Consider the following 19,567-nt stretch of genomic DNA (forward strand, 5'->3'; position numbering starts at 1 on the left):
GTTCGGCGCGCTCCTGCGCCTGTGCGAAGGTCACCATCGCGCTCACCCCTCCACGGGTACGGCGTACGCGAACCCGCCGTCCACCATCAGGTTCGCTACGGTCTCCAGCTCCGGCGGATTGCCCGCGAGCCGCAGCAGGAAGGCGTCGAAGTCGTCGCCGCACGGCAGCAACAGCCGCTCCACCCGCTCGTGGACCGTCCAGCCGTCGCGGTCCCGCGCGTCGTCGTACGCGCAGAACCACACCGAGCCGATCGCGTCCCCCTTCACCTTCACCGCGATCACCCCGCCCTGGACGAAGCCCACGCCCAGATAGTCCTTGGTGAAGTGGTCGCGCAGACACTTGTTGACATAGACGAGGTCGTTGACGGCCGCCTCGTCGCGCACCGTGAAGAACGGCTGGTCGACCAGCAGCCCCAGCTCAGGGTCGAGCGCGGCGCCCACCGGCGCGCAGCCGCCCGCCGCCTTGAGGAACGCGCGGTAGGACTCCGGCAGCCGGTAGCCGAGGTCCTCCTCCACGCCCAGCACCTGCTCCTCGGTGACGGAGAGCCCCCGCACCGGCAGCCGGAAGTGGATCGGCCGGGTGTCCTGCAACGGACGGGTGCCCCGCTTGTCGTGCTCCACCCGGGCCGTCGCGAGCCCGCCGTGGTGCCGCAGCAGCGCCTTGACCTCGACCGGGATCAGCTCCATCCGGCGGCTGCCGGGGACGTGGTGCCACGTCCAGCCGTGCGGGGTGGCCACCGCCGACACGTCGCTCCACAGCTCGTGGCCCGAGGCGTGCAGCGCGGCGTTCGCCGAGACGAAGTCGGTCAGCCGCAGCTCGTCGACGCCGAACCCCTCCGGGGGGTCGGCGATTTCGGCGGCCACGCGGGCGTACGGCGAAAAGTCCGGAAAGCCGTTCTCGTCCACCCGGACGCCCATGGGGTGGCGGGCGGCCCGAACCGGATCCGGGAAGTGCACGACCTGCCCGGCGTAGGCCGTGTTCGGTGGCGCGGCGTGCCCGAGCCGACCTGTCGTCATGGCGGTTGCCCCCTGCTGATGCTGGCGTATGGGGCACAGCCTATGCGGTGGGGCCACCAGCGGAACCGGTCGGCCACCGCCCCGCCCGTCCACCTGGGCCGACGCACCCGGACTACCTTGTTTGCCGTCGCATTTGGCAGGCTGATCTTTCGCAACCGGGGGATTGCGGTGGATCGCAAAGGGAGGGACCCACCACATGCACATCACGCAGAGCAACGGGGGCGGCGACGGAGCCGCCGCCGCGGCCAGCGACCCCCGGCTCAGATGGAGCAGCGTCGACCCCGACGCCGGTCCGCCTCCGCTGCACCACCGCCGCGACACGCTCCTGCCCGCCGTCGCCGCCGCGCTCTCCGTCCGCGGCGAGACCCTGACCTGCACCGGAGGCAAAGCCGACCAGGCGCCCACCCTCCACCCCCTGGTGCAGGACTTCCTCGACGCCCTCACCAGCGGACAGCGCGAACGTTTCACCGGACGCTGCCCCGAAGCGGTCCTGCTCTCCCGCCATCTGACCGCCGTCGAGGCGGGCCGCTCCAAGCGCGCGGCCCGCAAGCCCCTCACGCACGGTGAGGCCCGCCGCTCCCTCAAGCAGTCGAAGCTGACCGCACGCCGCATCCGCGAGGCGGGTGACCCGCAGCACGGTTCCTATGCCCCGCCCTGCCTCTCCTGCACGGCGCTGCTGGCCCACTTCGGCGTGCGGGTGGTGGGTGAGGAAGCGTGACCCACCCTCACTTCGACCGCACCGACACCACCCGCTTCCCCGTCGCCGTCGACGCCGCCCTCCGGGAGGCGGGCTGGCAGCCGGGCCGCTGGGACATGGAACGCGCCGAGCTTTGGGCGGACGCCCTGTCCGCCCACACCTCCCCCGCCGGACACCGGCACACCGTCTTCCCGGCCGCCGTCGAGGCGTGGGCGGAGTTCGGCGGGCTGCACGTGGAGCCGCCCGGCAGCGGGCGCCAGATCGCCCCCACTCCGTTCCGCATCGATCCGCTGCACGGGCTGCACCTGGCCCGTACGCTCGGCGACCTGGGTCGCGCGCTGGAGACCGAGGTCTGCCCGCTGGGCGAGGAGGCTGACGGGCAGGGGCTGCTGACCATCGACGCGGAGGGGCGGATCTACAGCCTCGACCACACCGGGGACTGGTACCTGGGCGCCACGCTCGACGCTGCGCTGGCGACGCTGATCACGGGGGCGCTGCCGTTGCGGCTTGCCCGGGCGTGAGCGCTGTGCGGGGCGTGGGGTGAGCGCCGTTGGGCCTTGCGTTGTTGGCCGACTGCGGCGCCGTCGTGGCTGGTCTCTCAGTTCCCCGCGCCCCTGCGGTCACGCGCCGTTGGTCACCCCGCCGTCCGCCGTCTGCGGCGCCGTCGTGGCTGATCGCGCGGTTCCCCGCGCCCCTGCGGGGGTTCGGTCGGGGATGACTGCCGAGACGCGGAAGCCGCCCGCGTCCGTCGGGCCCGAGATGAAGCCGCCGCCCAGGGTCGAGACCCGCTCCTTCATGCCCACCAGCCCGTTGCCCCCGCTCGGCAGCCCGGCGTCCGCGGCGCCCCGCGCCGAGGGGCCGTTCTCCACCAGCACGGCGATCTCCGCGCCGCGGTGCGCCAGGCGGATGCGGGTGCTGGCACCCGGGGCGTGCTTGTGGACGTTGGTCAGCGCCTCCTGCACCACCCGGTACGCGGTCTGCTCCACCCGCGCCGCGTACCGCCGCTCCTCGCCCTCCACCGACAGCTCCACGGCCATCCCCGCCGCCCGTGACTGCCCGACCAGCGCCTCCAGCTCCGCCAGCCGCGGCCCGCGTGCGTCGACGCCCGCGTCCGGGGCCGCGGCGGATTCCGCGGCCGACGCCGTCGCCGCCTCGGCGGCGGCCGAGGCAGCGACGGCCACCGAGGCCAGCGGCACCGGCTTCTGCTCGGCCGGGGCGTCGGACCGCAGGACGCCGAGCATCTGCCGCAGTTCGGTCAGCGCCTGCCGTCCCATGTCGCCGACCAGCGCCGCGTTCTTGGACGCCTTGTCCGGGTCCTTGAGCGCGACCGCCTGGAGGGCCGCCGCGTGCACCACCATCAGGCTGACCCGGTGGGCGACCACGTCGTGCATCTCGCGGGCGATGCGGGTGCGCTCCTCGTTGCGCGCCCATTCGGCCCGTTCCTCGGCCCGCTCCGCGAGCAGCGACAGCTCGCGCTCCAGGCCGTCCGCCCGCTCCCGCAGGCTCTCCACGAGCCGCCGCCGGGCCCGGACGTAGAGGCCGAGCAGCACGGGGGGCGCGGTGAGCGCGAGGGTGATCGTCACGGAGAAGAGCGCGGCCTCCCATAGGGCCGAACCCCAGTCGTCCTGGAGGTTGTCCTGCCGGAAGCGGATCATCGTGACGAGGAAGGTCCCGGACCCGGCCATTCCGGCCAGCACCGCGGAGATCCGGCGCGGCACCTCGGACGCGGCGAGGGTGTAGAGCCCGACGAAGCCGAGCAGCAGCCCCATCTCGGCGGGGGTGACGGCGATCGATATGAGCACCACGGCGATCGCCCAGCGCCGCCGCAGGACCAGGGTGGAGCCGACGATCAGCCCGATCAGGACCCCGAGGGCGACCGGCATCCGGGCGTCGTGCGCGAATCCGACGCCCTCCGCGGCGCATTCGGCCGCCGACGCGACGCCCAGCGCGACGTCCAGCACCATGCTCCGCCGCCGCGGCCACCACAACGGTCCGCCGGGCGGGCCGGGCCCACCGCGCGCACTCGTGTCCTCAGATGCCCCCGTCGCAGTCATAGCGACCAGACTACGGCCGCGCGCCAGCCCTTTTCCGGGGGACACGGCCGCACATGTCTCACTCGAACAGTCGGCATATCAACGGTTTTATCTCGAACAGTTGAATCGAGCATGTTTTCGACGTCCGTGCCCCTCTGGCGGCACGCAACGACAGGCGGCACTGCCCCATACCGTCGCATCGGAGCCCGGCGGTACGGCATAGTGGTGGGGGGCCAAGTCGACCGCCCGAGCGGGTGTCCGGCTTGGACCTGTTTGCTATCCCCTGTGGTGTAATTGGCAGCACAGTGGCTTTTGGTGCCATTAGTCCGGGTTCGAGTCCTGGCGGGGGAGCCTCATTCACGGGCCCCGTCCTTCGCGGTCGGGGCCCGCGGTCGTTTCCGGGGGGAAACCTCTCGGTATCCTGCGGGTGTCCACCCCCTACCCGAAGCCGAAGGGCACACCCGTGAGCGCCAACCGCCCGGCAGCCGTCGTCGTCCTCGCAGCGGGTGAGGGCACTCGCATGAAGTCGGCGACCCCCAAGGTTCTGCACTCCCTCTGCGGCCGGTCCCTCGTCGGGCACGTCGTCGCCGCCTCCCGCGAGCTCTCGCCCGAGCATCTGGTGGTCGTGGTCGGCCACGCACGGGAGCAGGTCTCCGCGCATCTGGCCGAGATCGACGCCGACGCCCGCACCGCCGTCCAGCACGAGCAGAACGGCACCGGGCACGCGGTCCGGATGGGCCTCGACGAGCTGTCCGCCAGCGGCGTGGCCCTCGACGGCACCGTGATCGTCGTCTGCGGGGACACCCCGCTGCTGACCGGGGAGACCCTCGAGCAGCTCGCCGGGGCGCACGCCGCCGACGGAAACGCGGTGACCGTGCTGTCCGCCGAGGTACCCGACGCCACCGGCTACGGCCGGATCGTGCGGGACGAGGCGTCCGGCGCCGTCACCGCCATCGTCGAGCACAAGGACGCCACCGACGCCCAGCGCGCGATCCGCGAGATCAACTCCGGGGTGTTCGCCTTCGACGCCCAGCTGCTCACCGACGCGCTCGGCAAGGTGCGGACCGACAACAGCCAGGGTGAGGAATACCTCACCGATGTGCTCGGCATCCTGCGCGAGGCCGGGCACCGGGTCGGCGCGTCGGTCGCCGCCGACCACCGCGAGATCGTCGGCATCAACAACCGGGTGCAGCTGTCCGAGGCCCGCCGGCTGCTCAACGACCGTCTGCTGGAGCGCGCCATGCTCAGCGGGGTCACCGTGATGGACCCGGCCACCACCTGGCTCGATGTGACGGTCACCGTCGAGCAGGACAGCGTGATCCACCCCGGCACCCAGCTGCTGGGCACCACCCACCTGGCCACCGGCGCCGAGGTCGGCCCGAACTCGCGGCTCACCGACACCACCGTCGGCGAGGGCGCGGTGGCGAGCTTCACGGTGGCGTTCGACTCGGTGATCGGCGCGGGGGCGTCCGCCGGGCCGTACGCGTACCTGCGCCCCGGTACCCGGCTCGGCCCCAACTCCAAGGCCGGTACGTACGTGGAGATGAAGAACGCCCAGATCGGCGAGGGCACCAAGGTGCCGCACCTGTCCTATGTGGGCGACGCCACGATCGGTGACTTCAGCAACATCGGCGCCGCCAGCGTCTTCGTGAACTACGACGGTGAGAAAAAGCACCGTTCGACCATCGGCAACCACTGCAAGACCGGCTCGGACAACATGTTCGTGGCCCCTGTCACAGTGGGGGACGGCGCGTACACCGCCGCCGGATCGGTCATCACCAAGGATGTGCCCCCGGGATCGCTCGCCGTCGCACGCGGACAGCAGCGGAACATCGAGGGCTGGGTCGCCCGCAAGCGCCCCGGAAGCGCGGCGGCGCAGGCGGCGGAGGCCGCCGCGGCCGCGCACCAGGAGGACGAGGGCGGGCAGTGACCTGCGAACCGGTGCGCCCAACCGGGGGCGTACCGTAAAAGCGCGCACCAAAGTGACATCCAAGGAGACGTGACGTGACCGGGATCAAGACGACCGGCGAGAAGAAATTGATGCTCTTCTCCGGCCGCGCCCACCCCGTGCTGGCCGAGGAGGTCGCCCACGAGCTGGGCGTCAGCCTGGTCCCGACCAAGGCATTCGACTTCGCCAACGGAGAGATCTACGTCCGCTTCCAGGAGTCCGCGCGTGGCGCCGACTGCTTCCTGATCCAGAGCCACACGGCTCCGATCAATAAGTGGATCATGGAACAGCTCATCATGATCGATGCGCTGAAGCGGGCCTCCGCGCGTTCGATCACGGTGATCGTGCCGTTCTACGGCTATGCCCGGCAGGACAAGAAGCACCGCGGCCGCGAGCCCATTTCGGCGCGTCTGATCGCCGACATGCTCAAGACCGCGGGCGCCGACCGCATCCTCACGGTCGATCTGCACACCGACCAGATCCAGGGCTTCTTCGACGGCCCGGTGGACCACCTCTTCGCGCTGCCGATCCTCGCGGACTACGTGGGCGCCAAGGTCGACCGGTCGAAGCTGACGGTCGTCTCGCCGGACGCGGGCCGGGTGCGGGTCGCCGACCGCTGGTGCGACCGGCTGGGCGCGCCGCTGGCGATCGTGCACAAGCGGCGCGACCCGGACGTGGCGAACCAGGTCACCGTCCACGAGGTCGTCGGTGACGTCCGGGGCCGGGTCTGTGTGCTGGTCGACGACATGATCGACACCGGTGGCACGATCTGCGCCGCCGCGGACGCCCTGTTCGCCAACGGCGCGGAGGACGTGATCGTGACGGCGACGCACGGCGTGCTGTCGGGTCCGGCCGCGGACCGGCTGAAGAACTCCAAGGTCAGCGAGTTCGTGTTCACCAACACCCTGCCGACGCCGGGTGAGGTCGAGCTGGACAAGGTGACCGTGCTGTCGATGGCGCCGACCGTCGCCCGCGCCGTGCAGGAGGTCTTCGAGGACGGCTCCGTGACCAGCCTCTTCGAGGAGCACGCCTGATGGGCTTAACCACGGCCGACGCCGTGGACCGACCCAGCTGAGGCCACTCCCCCAAGGGGTGGCCTCAGCCATGGGGCGACCGTTGGTAGACTCGTGGGGTTGCTCGGCGAGGGAGGCTGTGGTTCACACAGCTCGTCCGTTATCGACGCGCTCTTCGTAGCAGGTCTGTCGTGGGCCGGGTGACGGCCATCTGTACACGATCTACGAGGAGTGCCCCCATGGCCGAGGTCAAGATTCCCGCCAAGCCCCGCACCGAGTTCGGCAAGGGCGCGGCCCGCCGCACCCGTCTCGCCGACCGCGTGCCCGGTGTCGTCTACGGCCACGGCGCCGACCCGATGCACGTCACGCTTCCGGCGTACGACCTGCTGATGGCGCTCAAGACCCCGAACGTCCTGCTGCGCCTGGAGATCGAGGGCGGCAAGAGCGAGCTGGTCATTCCCAAGGCCGTGCAGCGTCACCCCATCAAGATCGGCATCCTGGAGCACGTCGACCTGCTCCTGGTGAGCAAGGGCGAGAAGGTCACCGTCGAGGTGCCGATCCACACCGAGGGCGACCTGGCCCCGGGCGCCAACCTGCTGGAGCACGTCCTCAACGCGCTGCCGGTCGAGGCCGAGGCCACCCACATCCCCGAGGGCGTCACCGTCTCCATCGAGGGTCTGGACGCGGGCGACACCATCTACGCCAAGGACATCACCCTGCCGAAGGGCACCACCCTGGCCGTCGAGGACGACGCGCCGGTGCTGCACGTCGTCGCCGCGCAGGCCGAGGCCCCGGAGCCGGAGGCCGCCGAGGGCGAGGGTGAGGGCGCCGAGGCCTGATCCGCCTCGTTCCGCATCGCTCGGCGACCGCCGCCCCGCTGGCAGCAGCGGGGCGGCGGTCGCGTATGGGGGCGGTCGCGGTAGGGAGCGGCCGCGCGGTCGCGTATAAGAGACCACTGGGCACAGAAGAGCCTCACTCAGGAGAACGAGACGATGAGCGACGCAGACGCGAGCAGCCCGTGGCTCGTGGTGGGCCTGGGCAACCCGGGACCGGAGTACGCGGCCAACCGCCACAATGTCGGCTTCATGGTGGCCGAGCTGCTGGCCGAACGGATGGGCGGGCGCTTCAAGGCGCACAAGTCCCGTGCGCAGGTGGTGGAGGGGCGGATCGGTCCGCCCGGCCCTGGCAGCCGCCGGGTGATCGTCGCCAAGCCGATGTCGTTCATGAACCTGTCGGGCGGGCCGACGACCGCGCTGCGCGACTTCTACAAGGTACCGGTCGGTCATGTCATCGCTATTCACGATGAATTGGACATCGACTACGGCGCGCTCAGGCTGAAGCTCGGTGGCGGTGACAATGGCCACAACGGGCTGAAGTCGATCACGAAATCGAGTGGCGCCGACTACTTCCGCATCCGCTTCGGCATCGGCCGTCCGCCCGGCCGGATGGATGTCGCGGCGTTCGTGCTGAAGGACTTTTCCGCCGCTGAGCGCAGGGAGTTGGACTACTTCGTGGACCGCGCGGCCGACGCCGTCGAGACGCTCATCGTGGACGGTCTGGAGCGCGCGCAGGGCACGTACAACTCCTGAACGATTCTCGCGCTGTTGTTCGGCCGGAGGTTGACCCGGGGCCCGCCGGTGGCAAGGATCTACCGCCATGGCATCCACCGGCATCACCAAGCGCAGCCGTACACGGCGAGCGGGCGAGAGCATGTACGGGCTGCTGTTGCTCGCGAAGAACGTGGCGATGACGCTCATCGCGCTGCTGATCCTGGTGGCCGGGGTGTGGTCCTCCTGGGGCGACGCGAAGCCCTCGATGCTCACCAAGGGACTGGAGCGCGGCACGCTCACGGTCTCCCGATGCGACGACGACTGGTGCACCGGCCGCTTCACCCCCGGCTCCGGGGGCGGCGAGGCACGGCCGAAGGCGCGGGTCGACGCGGCGGTCACGGACGGCAGGGGTGAGCGGCTGCTGGTGGCCGTCAAGCCGGGCAAGGACGAGGTGGTCCGTACGGGCGTGGCGGGCATCCTGCACGCCTGGGTCCCGTTCGGCGGCTCGCTGCTGCTGGCGTCCCTGGTCGTGGCGGGCGGGCTCCGGATGCGCCGTACGGCCTGGGGCCTGGGACTCGCGGGCGCGGCGCTGCTGGGGGCGTCCTTCGCCACGCTGACGTTCTAGGCGTACGCACGAAGGACGTACGAAGACTTACGGCGGCGGCCCGCTCCCCCGAGGAGCGGGCCGCCGCCGTATCGCCGTCGCCGGACTGGTCAGCCGGTGTTGCGCAGGCCGGCCGCCACACCGTTGACGGTGAGGAGCAGGGCCCGGGACAGCACCGGGTCGGCCTCCTCGCCGCGCTCGCGCGCGGTGCGCTGCCGGTGGAGCAGGCTCACCTGGAGGTAGGAGATCGGGTCGAGGTAGGCGTCCCGGACGTGGAAGGTCTGCTTCAGCACCGGGTTGGAGTCGAGGAGTTCGGTCTCCCCTGTGATGCGCAGGACCTCGCGGACGGTCAGCTCGTGCTCGGCCTGGATGACGTCGAAGACGTGCTTCAGCTCGTCCGGCACCAGGGTGTCGACGTAGTGCCGGGCGATCCGCAGGTCCGTCTTGGCGAGGGTCATCTCGACGTTGGACAGGAAGTTGCGGAAGAAGTGCCAGTGCTGGTGCATCTCGTCCAGCGCCCCGTCGAGCCCGGCCTCGCGGGCCGCCTTGAGGCCGGAGCCGACGCCGAACCAGCCGGGCACGATCTGCCGGGACTGGGTCCAGCCGAAGACCCACGGGATGGCGCGCAGTCCGTCGAGGCCAGCGCCGGAGTCGGGGCGGCGGGACGGACGCGAGCCGAGGTGGAGTTCGGCGAGCTGGTCGACGGGGGTCGAGGCGAAGAAGTAGGCGGGCAGATCGGGGTCGTCCACCAGGACGCGGTACGCGCTGTGGGCGGCCTCGGAGACCGTCTCCATCGTCGAGTCCCAGCGGGCCAGCGCCTCGTCCGACTGGCGCGGGGCGGTGTGCAGGGCCGACGCCTGGAGGGTGGCGGCCACCGTCAGCTCCAGGTTCTCCCGGGCGAGCGAGGGGACCAGGTACTTGTCGGAGATGACCTCGCCCTGCTCGGTGACCTTGATCTCGCCTTCGAGGGTGCCCCACGGCTGGGCGAGGATCGCGTCGTGGGTGGGGCCGCCGCCGCGGCCGACGGTGCCGCCGCGGCCGTGGAAGAGGCGCAGCCTTACGCCGTGCCGGTGGGCGACGTCGCGCAGCAGCCGCTGGGCGCGGTGGATCTCCCACTGGGAGGTGGTGATGCCGCCGAACTTGGAGGAGTCGGAGTAGCCGAGCATGACCTCCTGGACGTCCCCGCGCAGCGAGACCAGGCGCCGGTAGGAGGGGTCGGACAGCATCTCGTCGAGGAGCTGGTCGGCGATCTTCAGCTCGTCGGTGGTCTCCAGCAGCGGCACGATGCCGATCTTGGCCCAGCCCGCGTGGAGGTCGATGAGACCGGCCTCGCGGGCGAGGACGGCGGCGGCGAAGACGTCGTCCGAGCCCGCGCACATGGAGATGATGTACGACTCGACGATCTCGGGCCCGAACCGCTCGAAGGACTCCCGGATGGTCTGGAAGACGCCGAGGGTCTTGGCCCCGGCGGCGTCCAGCGGCGCCGGGGACGGCGCGAGCGGGCGGCGCGAGCGCAGCTCCTTGGCGAGCAGCTTGCGCCGGTAGTCGCGGGGCATGTCCGCGTACCGCCAGGACTCCTCGCCGAGGCGGTCGAAGAGCTGGCCGAGGGCGTGGTGGTGGGCGTCGGCGTGCTCGCGGACGTCCATGGTGGCGAGCTGGATGCCGAAGGCGGCGAGGGTGCGGATGGCGCGTTCGAGGCGGCCGTCGGCGATCAGGGCGCCGCGGTGGGCGCGCAGCGAGTCCTGGATCAGCTTGAGGTCGGCCAGCATCTCGGCGGTGCCGAGGTAGTCGCGGCCGGGGACGTGCGGGGCGTCCTTGGCCAGGCGCTCGCGGGTGTTGACCAGCTTCTGCCGCATGCAAGTGGCCTTGAGCCGGTAGGGCTCCTCGGCGTTGAGCCGCTTGTAGCGCGGGCTGATCTCGGGCAGCAGCTCCAGATCGCGCTGGAGGGAGGAGAGCAGCTCCTCGGAGGCGTCGGAGTTGCGGATGGAGCTGGACAGGGCGGCGCGCAGATCGTCGATGATCTCCAGCGCGTCGGTGATGCCGTGCTCGTGCTGGAGGATCAGCACCTCCCAGGTCACCTGCGGGGTGACATTGGGGTTGCCGTCGCGGTCGCCGCCGATCCAGGTGCCGAAGGTGAGCGGGCGGGTGGTGGCGGGCAGCTCGATGCCGACCCGATCCAGCTCGGAGGTGAGGTCTTCCAGGACGTCGCCGACGGCGTGGGCGTGCAGCTCGTCCAGGTAGTAGATGGCGTTACGGGCCTCGTCGGCGGGCTCGGGGCGGGCGACCCGCAGCTCGTCGGTCTGCCACAGCAGGTCGATGTTCTCGGCGAGCCGCAGGTCGGTGCGGCGGCTCTCGCCGCCGGCGCCGACGGCGTCCAGCAGCTCGGCGATGCGGCGCAGCTTGTTGAGGACGGTGCGGCGGGCGGCCTCGGTGGGGTGGGCGGTGAAGACCGGGCGGACGCCCAGGTGCTCCACGGTCTGCCGCAGATGGGCCGGGTCGGCGTCCTTGAGCTGGTCGACGGTGCGGGTGAGGATGCCGCCCTCGGCGGCGCGCCGGGCACTCAGCTCGCGGCCCCGGTGCACCTGCTCGGTGACGTTGGCCAGGTGGAAGTAGGTGGAGAAGGCGCGCACCAGCTTGGCCGCGGTCGCCAGATCGGTGGTGCCGAGGAGTTCGGCGGCGGCCTCGCCGTCACTGCGGGTGAGGGCGCGGACACGCTCGACGAGGTCGAGGAGGTCGGGGCCCTCCTGTCGGACCAGGGTCTCGCCGAGGAGGTCGCCCAGACGGCGGATATCGGCACGCAGGGCGGCGTTGGTGTGGTCGGCACTGCTCACAGGTGCGGCTCCTTGCAGTGAACGGGGGGTTCCTCGCCGGGATGAAGCGCCGCGCGGCCGGGCCGCAGGCCCCGCACCCCGGTGCTTTCGGCCATGTGCGGACCGCGCTGTCCGACGCCCCCAGGATAGGCGGCGTTCCCTCGGGGGAAACCAGAGCCCTCTTGCCCCGGTTCGCGGCCCTGCCATACTTACGTCGCCGTAGGTTACGGATCCGTAGCCCAGCCCCCGAGCCCCACGAGGGATCCCATGACTGCAAGCCCCGACGTGGCCCACGACGCGCCGAAGGCCCAGGAGACCCCGCTTCCCTCCGCCACGCTGGGCGGGGACAGCAAGCGTTCCATCGAACAGATCACCCTGCTGCTGTTCATCACCGTCCCGTTCGTCGCGCTGATCGCGGCGATCCCCCTGGCCTGGGGCTGGGGGGTGAGCTGGCTGGACCTGGCGCTGATGGTGGCCATGTACTACATCGGCTGCCACGGCATCACCATCGGCTACCACCGCTACTTCACCCATGGCTCGTTCAAGGCGAAGCGGCCGCTGCGGATCGCGCTGGCGATCGCGGGCTCGCTGGCGGTCGAGGGGCCGCTGGTGCGCTGGGTGGCCGACCACCGCAAGCACCACAAGTTCTCCGACGCGGAGGGCGACCCGCATTCGCCGTGGCGGTACGGGGAGACCGTCCCGGCCCTGATGAAGGGGTTGTGGTGGGCACATATCGCATGGATGTTCGATGAAGAGCAGACCTCACAGCAGAAGTACGCGCCGGACCTGGTCAAGGACGACGCGGTGCGGAACATCTCCCGCCAGTTCGTGGTGTGGACGGTCGTCTCGCTGCTGCTGCCCGCCGCGATCGGCGGCCTGGTGACCTGGTCGTGGCAGGGGGCCGTGACCGCGTTCTTCTGGGGATCACTCGTGCGGGTGGCGCTGCTCCACCATGTGACCTGGTCGATCAACTCGATCTGCCACGCGGTGGGCAAGCGGCCGTTCAAGTCGCGCGACCGGTCCGGGAACGTGTGGTGGCTCGCGGTGCTCTCGTGCGGCGAGTCCTGGCACAACCTGCACCACGCCGATCCGACGTGCGCCCGGCACGGGGTGATGAAGGGCCAGCTGGACTCCAGCGCCCGGATCATCCGCTGGTTCGAGCAGTTGGGCTGGGCGTACGACGTCCGCTGGCCGAACGAGAACCGGATCGACTCCCGGCGTAAAGAGGCCCCTGCCGAAGCGGCATCATAGAGGGCGTGGAATCCGACAGTAATACCAGCGGCAGCAAGGACCGGACGGCCCGGGCCGTCCGGTCCTCCGGATCCGGACCCCGGCGGCCCCGCCGGGTGCGGATGACCGGCAAGGAACGCCGGGAGCAGTTGCTGGACATCGGTCGGGCGCTCTTCGCCGAACGCGGCTTCGAGGGCACCTCGGTGGAGGAGATCGCGGCGAAGGCCGGGGTGTCCAAGCCGGTGGTGTACGAGCACTTCGGCGGCAAGGAAGGGCTGTACGCGGTCGTGGTGGACCGTGAGATGCGGCGGATGCTGGACATGGTGACCACGTCGCTGACCGCGGGCCATCCCCGGGAGCTGTGCGAGCAGGCCACGTTCGCCCTGCTGGACTACATCGAGGAGTACACGGACGGCTTCCGCATCCTGGTCCGTGACTCCCCCGTCGCCCAGTCGACGGGCACCTTCGCCTCGCTGATCAGCGATATCGCCACCCAGGTGGAGGACATCCTGGGCCTGGAGTTCAAGGCCCGCGGCTTCGACGCCAAGCTCGCCCCGCTGTACGCCCAGGCGCTGGTGGGAATGGTGGCGCTGACCGGCCAGTGGTGGCTGGACGTGCGCAAGCCGAAGAAGTCCGAGGTGGCGGCGCATCTGGTGAATCTGGCCTGGCACGGTCTGGACGGTCTGGAGCAGAAGCCGCGGCTGATAGGCCACCGCAAGGCGTGAGCAGGCTTTATGCCTTCTTCGTCGCCACGGCGAAGATGCGGCGGAACGGGAAGGCCGTGCCGTACGGGGCCGCGGGATACGCCTCGCGGAGCAGCGCGCCGTACTCGGCGAGGAAGCGGTCGCGGGCGGCCGGATCGTCGGCGAGGGCGGTGAGGACGGGACGCAGGGCGGTGCCCTTGGTCCAGTCGAGGACCGGGTCGGGGCCGCTGAGGACCTGGAGGTAGGTGGTCTCCCAGGCGTCGACCTCGCAGCCCAGCGCGGTGAGCCGGTCGAGGTAGTCGACGGGTTCCAGGGCCGCGGCGGGGCTGCGCAGGGCGTCGGCGAGGCGGTCGCGCCACTGCGGCGCGGCGCACAGGTCGCGCAGCAGGGTGTGACTGGGGGCGTCGAAGTTGCCGGGGAGCTGGAAGGCGAGGGTGCCGCCGGGGCGCAGCGCGTCGAGCCAGGTGGCGAAGGCGTCGGCGTGGCCGGGCATCCACTGGAGCGCGGCGTTGGAGACGATCAGGTCGTACGGCTCGCCGGGCTCCCAGCCGAGCCCGTCGGCGAGGCGGAAGTCCAGGCGCCCACCGCCGGTGGTGGGGCCCGCCAGGGGCTCGGCCTCGGTGAGCATGTCGGCGGAGCTGTCGAGGCCGGTGACGTGGGCGTCCGGCCAGCGGCCGAAGAGCAGGACGGTGACATTGCCGGGGCCGCAGCCGAGGTCGGCGATGCGGGGCGGGCGGCCGGGTTCCACGGGCAGCGCCGGAACCTGGGCGAGCAGGTCGCGGAAGGGGCGGGCGCGGTGGCCGGAGTGGCGGAGGTACTGGGCCGGGTCCCAGTTGGGTGACGTACGCATGGTGAAGTCCCTTGAGCGGGTACGGTCGGCACGAGCGAGGCTTACCGTCCTCCAGACTGTCTCTTGATGTCAAGAGACTTCATGTCGACAGACCTATTACACTGATCGCCATGGAGGACGAGGTCGATCGGCTGGTGGCGGCATGGCGCCGAGAGCGCCCCGACCTCGATGTGGAACCGCTCGAGGTGCTCAGCCGGGTCAGCCGGCTCGCGCGCCATCTCGACCGGGCGCGGCGGATCGCCTTCAGCGAGCATCAGTTGGAGTCCTGGGAGTTCGACGTGCTGACCTCGCTGCGGCGCGCCGGGACCCCGTACCAGCTCTCCCCCGGGCAGCTGCTGACACAGACGCTGGTCACCTCGGGCACGATGACCAACCGCATCGACCGGCTGGCGAAGAAGGGCCTGGTCGAGCGGCTGCCCGACCCCAGTGACCGGCGCGGGGTGCTGGTCCGGCTCACCGCGGAGGGACGCGACCGCGCCGACCAGGCGCTGGCCGGACTACTGGACCACGAACGGGCGATCCTCGCCGAGCTGTCCCAGGCTCAGCGGGCCGAACTGGCGGCGCTGCTACGCCAGCTGACCGCCCCGTTCGACAATTTCCCCGGCTAGGTCGACCGGGCCGACGCCCGCCCGCCGGGCCAGCGCCACGGCGGCCAGCGTGGAATGCACGCCCAGTTTGCCCAGCACGTTCTGCATATGGGTGCGGACCGTGTGCGGGGAGAGGAACAGCCGCTCGGCCACGGCCTTGCGGCCGAGCCCGGCCACCATGCAACGCAGCACTTCCCGCTCACGCGGCGTCAGCGACTCGACCAGCCGCTCGCTCTCGGTGCGGTGCTTACGGGCCGCCGTCAGCTCCCGCAGCACGCCGGTGAGCAGGGCGGGCGGCAGATGCGTCTCGTCGCGCAGCACCCCTCGGATCACGGCGAGCAGCCGCACCAGCGAACAGTCCTTGGCCACCCAGCCCGACGCCCCGGCCTGGAGCGCCGCCGCGGCCCGGCGCGGATCGTCGCGCTCGGCCAGCACCACGGTGCGCACCCCGGGCTGGGCCGTGCGCACGCCGCCGACCAGCGCTATGCCGTCCTGCGCCCGCCCGTTGACGGCGCGCGGCGGGCCCGCGCCCAAGGCTCCGCCGTGGGCCGCCTCGACCGGCGCGGGCTGCGGCACATGGAGCGGCTCCCCGTTCATGGAGCCCAAGTCGGCGTCTATCAGCAGAACGTCGAAGCGGCGCCCCTCGGCCACTCCGCGCTCCAGACAGCGCAGCGCCGCCGGGCCGCTTCCGGCCGCCGCCACGTCCACGTCCTGTTCCGCCGCGAGGGCGGCGGCCAGAGACTCGGCGAAAATGCGATGGTCGTCGACCACCAGAACCCGAATACGTGCCACGGAACCCCCCACGTCGCCGGATACACCCCGGATACCCCGAGACGCAGTACGGGTACGGCGCCCGGAAAAGGGTCACCGCAACCGCACGGCCGCCGCCGTGCCGAGATCGCTACCCCACCCCGGGCGTCGTACCTGACTGTTCTCGCCCCCTGATGCACGTCGGCCCCCACCGACGCTGTCCTCAGCGTAAGGCCGGGGTCCGACATCCGAAGCGAATGAGCGAAACTGCCCGGCCTCGCCTGTTTACGGTGGTCTTTGTGTTCGGTCTTGGGGAGTAAGGAGACCAAGAACGGCGGAAATTGATCGCTCAACGGCCGAAGGCGGCGAAGACCCTCCGCGGGACCTTCCGGGGGCCGCCCGGAGCTACCGCCGCCGCGCTCCCGCGCTCGGCACCGCCGGGAAGATCCGCGGGGCCCGGTGCCCGGCGGCGGCGAAGGACTCGGTGACCGCCTTGGCCACCGCGTCCGCGTCCGCCTCCTCGACCAGCACGATCGCCGAGCCGCCGAAGCCGCCGCCGGTCATCCGCGCGCCGAGCGCGCCCGCCTGGTTCGCCGTCTCCACCACGAGGTCCAGCTCGGCGCAGGAGATCTCGAAGTCGTCGCGGCACGAGGCGTGCCCGGCGGTCAGCACCGGGCCGATGGCGCGGGTGTCGCCCGCGTCCAGCAGCTCGATGACCTCCTGCACCCGCCGGTCCTCGGTCACCACATGGCGCACCCGGCGGCGCACGGTCTCGTCCACGCCGAGGTCGGCGAGGGTGGTGAGCGTCGCGTCCAGGGTCTCGAAGCGCACGTCCCGCAGCGCGGGGACGCCGAGCGCCCGCGCGCCCGACTCGCACGCGGCGCGCCGGTTGGCGTACGCGCCGTCGCCCAGCTCGTGCTTCACCCGGGTGTCCACGACCAGCAGCCGCAGCCCCTCCGCAGCGAGGTCGAACGGCACCTGCCGCTGGGTGAGGTCGCGGGCGTCGAGGAAGAGCGCATGGCCCTCGGTGCAGCACGCGGAGGCCATCTGGTCCATGATCCCGCAGGGGACGCCGACGAACTGGTTCTCCGCGCGCTGGCACAGCTGGGCGACGCGCTGCGGGGCTAGCCCGAGCCCGTAAAGATCGCTGAGCGCGGTGGCCGTCACCACCTCCAGCGCGGCGGACGAGGACAGCCCGGCGCCGGTGGGCACCGTGGACTTGAAGTGCAGGTCCGCCCCGCCGGCCGCGGCGCCGGAGAGCAGCCCCTCCTCGCGCAGCGCCCACACCACGCCCGCCGGGTAGGCGGCCCAGCCGCCGCGGTCGCCGCCCGCGGAGACCGGGGTCAGCTCCTCGACGCGCAGTTCGACGACCCCGCCGGGGGCGTCCCCCGAGTGGACGCGCAGCACCCCGTCGGTGCGCGGCGAGGCGGCCGCGAGGCAGGTGTGGGGCAGGGCGAGCGGCATCACGAAGCCGTCGTTGTAGTCGGTGTGCTCACCGATCAGGTTGACCCTGCCCGGCGCCGCCCACACGCCCTCCGGATCGGCCCCGTAGACCTCCCGGAACCCCGCCGATACGTCGCTCACTCGCTGCCCCTTGTCCCTTTGTTCCCGTCGTCCGCGGCCGGGCGGCCGCGGACGTCGTCGCGCCGCCCTAGTCGGTGCGCTGCGCGAACTCCCATGCGTCCGCGACGATGCCCTTCAGGTCCGCGCGGCTCGGCTTCCAGCCGAGGCGGGTCCTGGCGCGCTCGGCCGAGGCGACCAGCACGGCCGGGTCGCCGCCCCGGCGGTCGGCGACGACCTCGGGGATCGGGTGGCCGGTGACCTGGCGGACGGTCTCGATGACCTCGCGGACGGAGAAGCCGTTGCCGTTGCCGAGGTTGCAGATCAGGTGCTCACCCCTGGTGGACGCGCCGAGGGCCAGGAGGTGGGCGTCGGCCAGGTCGGCGACGTGGATGTAGTCGCGGACGCAGGTGCCGTCGGGGGTCGGGTAGTCGTCGCCGAAGACGGAGATCGCCTCGCGGCGGCCCTGGGCGACCTGGAGCACCAGCGGGATCAGGTGCGACTCGGGCTCGTGCCGCTCGCCGTACGTGCCATAGGCGCCCGCGACGTTGAAGTACCGCAGGGAGACCGCGGCCAGTCCGTGCGCGGCGCACTCGCCGCTGATCATGTGGTCGACGGCGAGCTTGGTGGCGCCGTACGGATTGGTCGGCGCGGTCGGGGCGTCCTCGGTGATCGGGACCTCGTCCGGTTCGCCGTAGGTGGCGGCGGTGGAGGAGAAGACGAGGGTGCGGACCCCGGCGTCCCGCATCGCCGCGAGCAGCGCGGTGGTCCCGCCGACGTTGTTGACCCAGTACTTCTCCGGATTGACGACGGACTCGCCGACCTGCGAGGACGCCGCGAAGTGCAGCACACCGTCGTACGAGGAGTCGAGCCAGGTGGCCGCGTCCTGGATGCGGCCCTCGATGAACTCCGCGCCCTCGGGAACGCCCTCGCGGTGCCCGGTCGACAGGTCGTCCAGGACCGTCACCCGGTGTCCGGCCTCCAGCAGATGCGCGGCGACCACGCTGCCGACATAACCGGCACCGCCCGTGACCAGGTACTTCTTCTGCTGCGCATTGCTCACTTGCTCGCTACCTCTCGCAGTCGCTCGGCCGCGGCCTCCGGCGGCACATCGTTGATGAACACATTCATGCCGGATTCGGAACCCGCGAGAAACTTCAGCTTGCCGGAAGTGCGGCGGATGGTGAAAAGCTCGAGGTGGAGTGCGAAATCATCGCGGTCCTCCGCCGTGAACGGCGCCTGGTGCCAGGCGGCGATGTACGGCGTGGGCGGCTCCCCTTCCCCGAAGATCCGGTCGAAGCGCTTCAAGAGTTCCAGATACATCTGTGGGAACTCTGTGCGTGCGGCATCGTCCAGCGCGGTCAGGTCCGGGACCCGGCGCTCGGGGTAGAGGTGCACCTCGTACGGCCAGTGCGCGGCGTACGGGACGAAGGCGGTCCAGTGCTCCCCTTCGAGCACGATGCGCCGCCCGTCGGCGCGCTCATCGGCGACCACATCATCGAACAGATTCCGACCCGTGCGCTCACGGTGCTCGGCGAGGGAGCGGAGCATCAGCCGGGTACGCGGCGCCGGGAAGGGATACCCGTAGATCTGGCCGTGCGGATGGCCGAGGGTGACGCCGATCTCCCTGCCGCGGTTCTCGAAGCAGAACACCTGCTCCACGGAGGGGAGTTGGGCCAGCTCGGCGGTCCGGTCGGTCCACGCGTCGAGCACCAGGGCGGCCTGCTCGACGGTGAGGTCGGCGAAGGAGGCGTCGTGGTCGGAGGTGAAGCAGACCACCTCGCACCGGCCCGCGTCACCGGCCAGCGAGGGGAAGCGGTTCTCGAAGACGGCGACGTCGTAGTCGGAGGCGGGGATCTCGCTGAGCCGCCCGTCGCGCGAGGGGCACAGCGGGCATTCGTCGGCCGGCGGGTGGTACGTGCGCCCCTGGCGGTGGGAGGCGACGGCCACGTCGTCGCCGAGCAGCCGGTCGTGACGGACCTCGGAGCGGGTCGATATCGGGTCGAGCGGCCGCTGGTCGACGGCGTCGCGCACCGCGTCGTCGCGTGCGTCGTAGTAGATCAGCTCGCGTCCGTCCGCGAGCCGCGTCGCCGTCTTCTTCACGTCCGCCAGCTCCTGTCAGCTCCACCCAACACAACTCAACATAATGAATCACAAGTCAACAGTGACGTCAATGCGCGAGGAAGGCGTCCGAATAGAGCAGGATAATGGTTT

At 71.3% G+C, this 19,567-nt stretch carries 18 protein-coding genes and 1 tRNA gene; 11 read left to right on the top strand and 8 right to left on the bottom strand.

The genetic code is table 11. The features are described 5' to 3' along the window. Positions 1–42: 42 nt before the first annotated feature. A complete protein-coding gene (locus ACH4TL_RS04305) occupies positions 43–1,017 on the bottom strand; it encodes an SMI1/KNR4 family protein (protein ID WP_398312385.1) in 975 nt (324 codons plus the stop codon). A 196-nt stretch (positions 1,018–1,213) separates the two neighbouring features. On the opposite strand from ACH4TL_RS04305, the gene ACH4TL_RS04310 reads away from it, so the two are divergent. Continuing rightward, a complete protein-coding gene (locus ACH4TL_RS04310; protein WP_398312382.1) occupies positions 1,214–1,735 on the top strand; it encodes a YwqJ-related putative deaminase in 522 nt (173 codons plus the stop codon). Further along, positions 1,732–2,235, top strand: a complete 504-nt coding sequence (locus tag ACH4TL_RS04315) for an SUKH-3 domain-containing protein (RefSeq protein ID WP_398312379.1) — start codon at positions 1,732–1,734, stop codon at positions 2,233–2,235. Before ACH4TL_RS04310 ends, ACH4TL_RS04315 begins: the two co-directional genes overlap by 4 nt. A gap of 99 nt (positions 2,236–2,334) precedes the next feature. Here the strand turns inward: ACH4TL_RS04315 and ACH4TL_RS04320 are convergent, their stop codons facing one another. Then, positions 2,335–3,768 (bottom strand): histidine kinase, encoded by a 1,434-nt coding sequence (locus tag ACH4TL_RS04320; RefSeq protein ID WP_398312376.1) that lies wholly within the window; start codon positions 3,766–3,768, stop codon positions 2,335–2,337. A 258-nt stretch (positions 3,769–4,026) separates the two neighbouring features. Between ACH4TL_RS04320 and ACH4TL_RS04325 the strand changes: the two genes are divergently transcribed. The 6 genes from ACH4TL_RS04325 to ACH4TL_RS04350 all read left to right on the top strand — a co-directional run bounded on the left by ACH4TL_RS04325 (position 4,027) and on the right by ACH4TL_RS04350 (position 8,883). Further along, positions 4,027–4,098 (top strand) — tRNA-Gln (locus ACH4TL_RS04325). Between the two features lie 112 nt (positions 4,099–4,210). Then, positions 4,211–5,677 (top strand): bifunctional UDP-N-acetylglucosamine diphosphorylase/glucosamine-1-phosphate N-acetyltransferase GlmU, encoded by a 1,467-nt coding sequence (gene glmU, locus ACH4TL_RS04330; protein WP_398312373.1) that lies wholly within the window; start codon positions 4,211–4,213, stop codon positions 5,675–5,677. A 74-nt stretch (positions 5,678–5,751) separates the two neighbouring features. Next, positions 5,752–6,729, top strand: coding sequence for a ribose-phosphate diphosphokinase (locus ACH4TL_RS04335; RefSeq protein WP_009715508.1), 978 nt, complete (start codon positions 5,752–5,754; stop codon positions 6,727–6,729). 218 nt (positions 6,730–6,947) lie between these two features. Further along, positions 6,948–7,547 carry a 50S ribosomal protein L25/general stress protein Ctc gene (locus ACH4TL_RS04340; RefSeq protein ID WP_398312369.1) on the top strand — a complete coding sequence of 200 codons (600 nt, stop codon included), beginning with the start codon at positions 6,948–6,950 and terminating at the stop codon, positions 7,545–7,547. 153 nt (positions 7,548–7,700) lie between these two features. Continuing rightward, entirely contained in the window at positions 7,701–8,297 is a 597-nt protein-coding gene (pth, locus tag ACH4TL_RS04345) for an aminoacyl-tRNA hydrolase (protein WP_398312366.1), read from the top strand. A 67-nt stretch (positions 8,298–8,364) separates the two neighbouring features. After that, positions 8,365–8,883: a hypothetical protein gene (locus ACH4TL_RS04350; protein ID WP_398312363.1), complete on the top strand. Its 519-nt coding sequence runs from the start codon at positions 8,365–8,367 to the stop codon at positions 8,881–8,883. An 89-nt stretch (positions 8,884–8,972) separates the two neighbouring features. Here the strand turns inward: ACH4TL_RS04350 and ppc are convergent, their stop codons facing one another. Beyond that, positions 8,973–11,693: a phosphoenolpyruvate carboxylase gene (gene ppc / locus ACH4TL_RS04355; RefSeq protein ID WP_398312360.1), complete on the bottom strand. Its 2,721-nt coding sequence runs from the start codon at positions 11,691–11,693 to the stop codon at positions 8,973–8,975. Between the two features lie 246 nt (positions 11,694–11,939). On the opposite strand from ppc, the gene ACH4TL_RS04360 reads away from it, so the two are divergent. Both ACH4TL_RS04360 and ACH4TL_RS04365 read left to right on the top strand, forming a co-directional pair. Next, on the top strand, positions 11,940–12,923 hold the full coding sequence (locus ACH4TL_RS04360; protein ID WP_398312357.1) for an acyl-CoA desaturase: 984 nt from the start codon (positions 11,940–11,942) through the stop codon (positions 12,921–12,923). After that, positions 12,920–13,627 (top strand): TetR family transcriptional regulator, encoded by a 708-nt coding sequence (locus tag ACH4TL_RS04365; RefSeq protein WP_398313680.1) that lies wholly within the window; start codon positions 12,920–12,922, stop codon positions 13,625–13,627. The genes ACH4TL_RS04360 and ACH4TL_RS04365 overlap by 4 nt, the downstream gene beginning before the upstream one ends. Positions 13,628–13,634: 7 nt before the next feature. Here ACH4TL_RS04365 and ACH4TL_RS04370 read toward each other — a convergent pair whose 3' ends face one another. After that, entirely contained in the window at positions 13,635–14,456 is an 822-nt protein-coding gene (locus ACH4TL_RS04370; protein WP_398312354.1) for a trans-aconitate 2-methyltransferase, read from the bottom strand. Positions 14,457–14,566: 110 nt separating this feature from the next. Between ACH4TL_RS04370 and ACH4TL_RS04375 the strand changes: the two genes are divergently transcribed. Continuing rightward, positions 14,567–15,064: a MarR family winged helix-turn-helix transcriptional regulator gene (locus tag ACH4TL_RS04375; protein WP_055548471.1), complete on the top strand. Its 498-nt coding sequence runs from the start codon at positions 14,567–14,569 to the stop codon at positions 15,062–15,064. Here the strand turns inward: ACH4TL_RS04375 and ACH4TL_RS04380 are convergent. The 4 genes from ACH4TL_RS04380 to galT all read right to left on the bottom strand — a co-directional run bounded on the left by ACH4TL_RS04380 (position 15,023) and on the right by galT (position 19,456). After that, positions 15,023–15,835 carry a LuxR C-terminal-related transcriptional regulator gene (locus ACH4TL_RS04380; RefSeq protein ID WP_398312350.1) on the bottom strand — a complete coding sequence of 271 codons (813 nt, stop codon included), beginning with the start codon at positions 15,833–15,835 and terminating at the stop codon, positions 15,023–15,025. The two genes, ACH4TL_RS04375 and ACH4TL_RS04380, sit on opposite strands and share 42 nt — an antisense overlap. Before the next feature lie 363 nt (positions 15,836–16,198). Continuing rightward, positions 16,199–17,377, bottom strand: a complete 1,179-nt coding sequence (gene galK, locus ACH4TL_RS04385) for a galactokinase (RefSeq protein WP_398312347.1) — start codon at positions 17,375–17,377, stop codon at positions 16,199–16,201. A gap of 67 nt (positions 17,378–17,444) precedes the next feature. Beyond that, positions 17,445–18,416, bottom strand: coding sequence for a UDP-glucose 4-epimerase GalE (gene galE, locus ACH4TL_RS04390; RefSeq protein ID WP_398312344.1), 972 nt, complete (start codon positions 18,414–18,416; stop codon positions 17,445–17,447). After that, positions 18,413–19,456 carry a galactose-1-phosphate uridylyltransferase gene (galT, locus tag ACH4TL_RS04395; protein WP_398312341.1) on the bottom strand — a complete coding sequence of 348 codons (1,044 nt, stop codon included), beginning with the start codon at positions 19,454–19,456 and terminating at the stop codon, positions 18,413–18,415. Before galT ends, galE begins: the two co-directional genes overlap by 4 nt. Positions 19,457–19,567: the final 111 nt, after the last annotated feature.

Origin of the sequence: Streptomyces sp. NPDC021115 (assembly GCF_044333065.1) — a bacterium.
In the GTDB taxonomy this organism is placed as follows: domain Bacteria; phylum Actinomycetota; class Actinomycetes; order Streptomycetales; family Streptomycetaceae; genus Streptomyces.

Bases quoted from the DNA above. Each gene is read 5' to 3' on its own strand.
- ACH4TL_RS04305 (WP_398312385.1), bottom strand. From the start codon at position 1,017: ATGACGACAGGTCGGCTCGGGCACGCCGCGCCACCGAACACGGCCTAC.
- ACH4TL_RS04310 (WP_398312382.1), top strand. From the start codon at position 1,214: ATGCACATCACGCAGAGCAACGGGGGCGGCGACGGAGCCGCCGCCGCG.
- ACH4TL_RS04320 (WP_398312376.1), bottom strand. From the start codon at position 3,768: ATGACTGCGACGGGGGCATCTGAGGACACGAGTGCGCGCGGTGGGCCC.
- ACH4TL_RS04340 (WP_398312369.1), top strand. From the start codon at position 6,948: ATGGCCGAGGTCAAGATTCCCGCCAAGCCCCGCACCGAGTTCGGCAAG.
- pth (WP_398312366.1), top strand. From the start codon at position 7,701: ATGAGCGACGCAGACGCGAGCAGCCCGTGGCTCGTGGTGGGCCTGGGC.
- ACH4TL_RS04350 (WP_398312363.1), top strand. From the start codon at position 8,365: ATGGCATCCACCGGCATCACCAAGCGCAGCCGTACACGGCGAGCGGGC.
- ACH4TL_RS04360 (WP_398312357.1), top strand. From the start codon at position 11,940: ATGACTGCAAGCCCCGACGTGGCCCACGACGCGCCGAAGGCCCAGGAG.
- ACH4TL_RS04370 (WP_398312354.1), bottom strand. From the start codon at position 14,456: ATGCGTACGTCACCCAACTGGGACCCGGCCCAGTACCTCCGCCACTCC.
- ACH4TL_RS04375 (WP_055548471.1), top strand. From the start codon at position 14,567: ATGGAGGACGAGGTCGATCGGCTGGTGGCGGCATGGCGCCGAGAGCGC.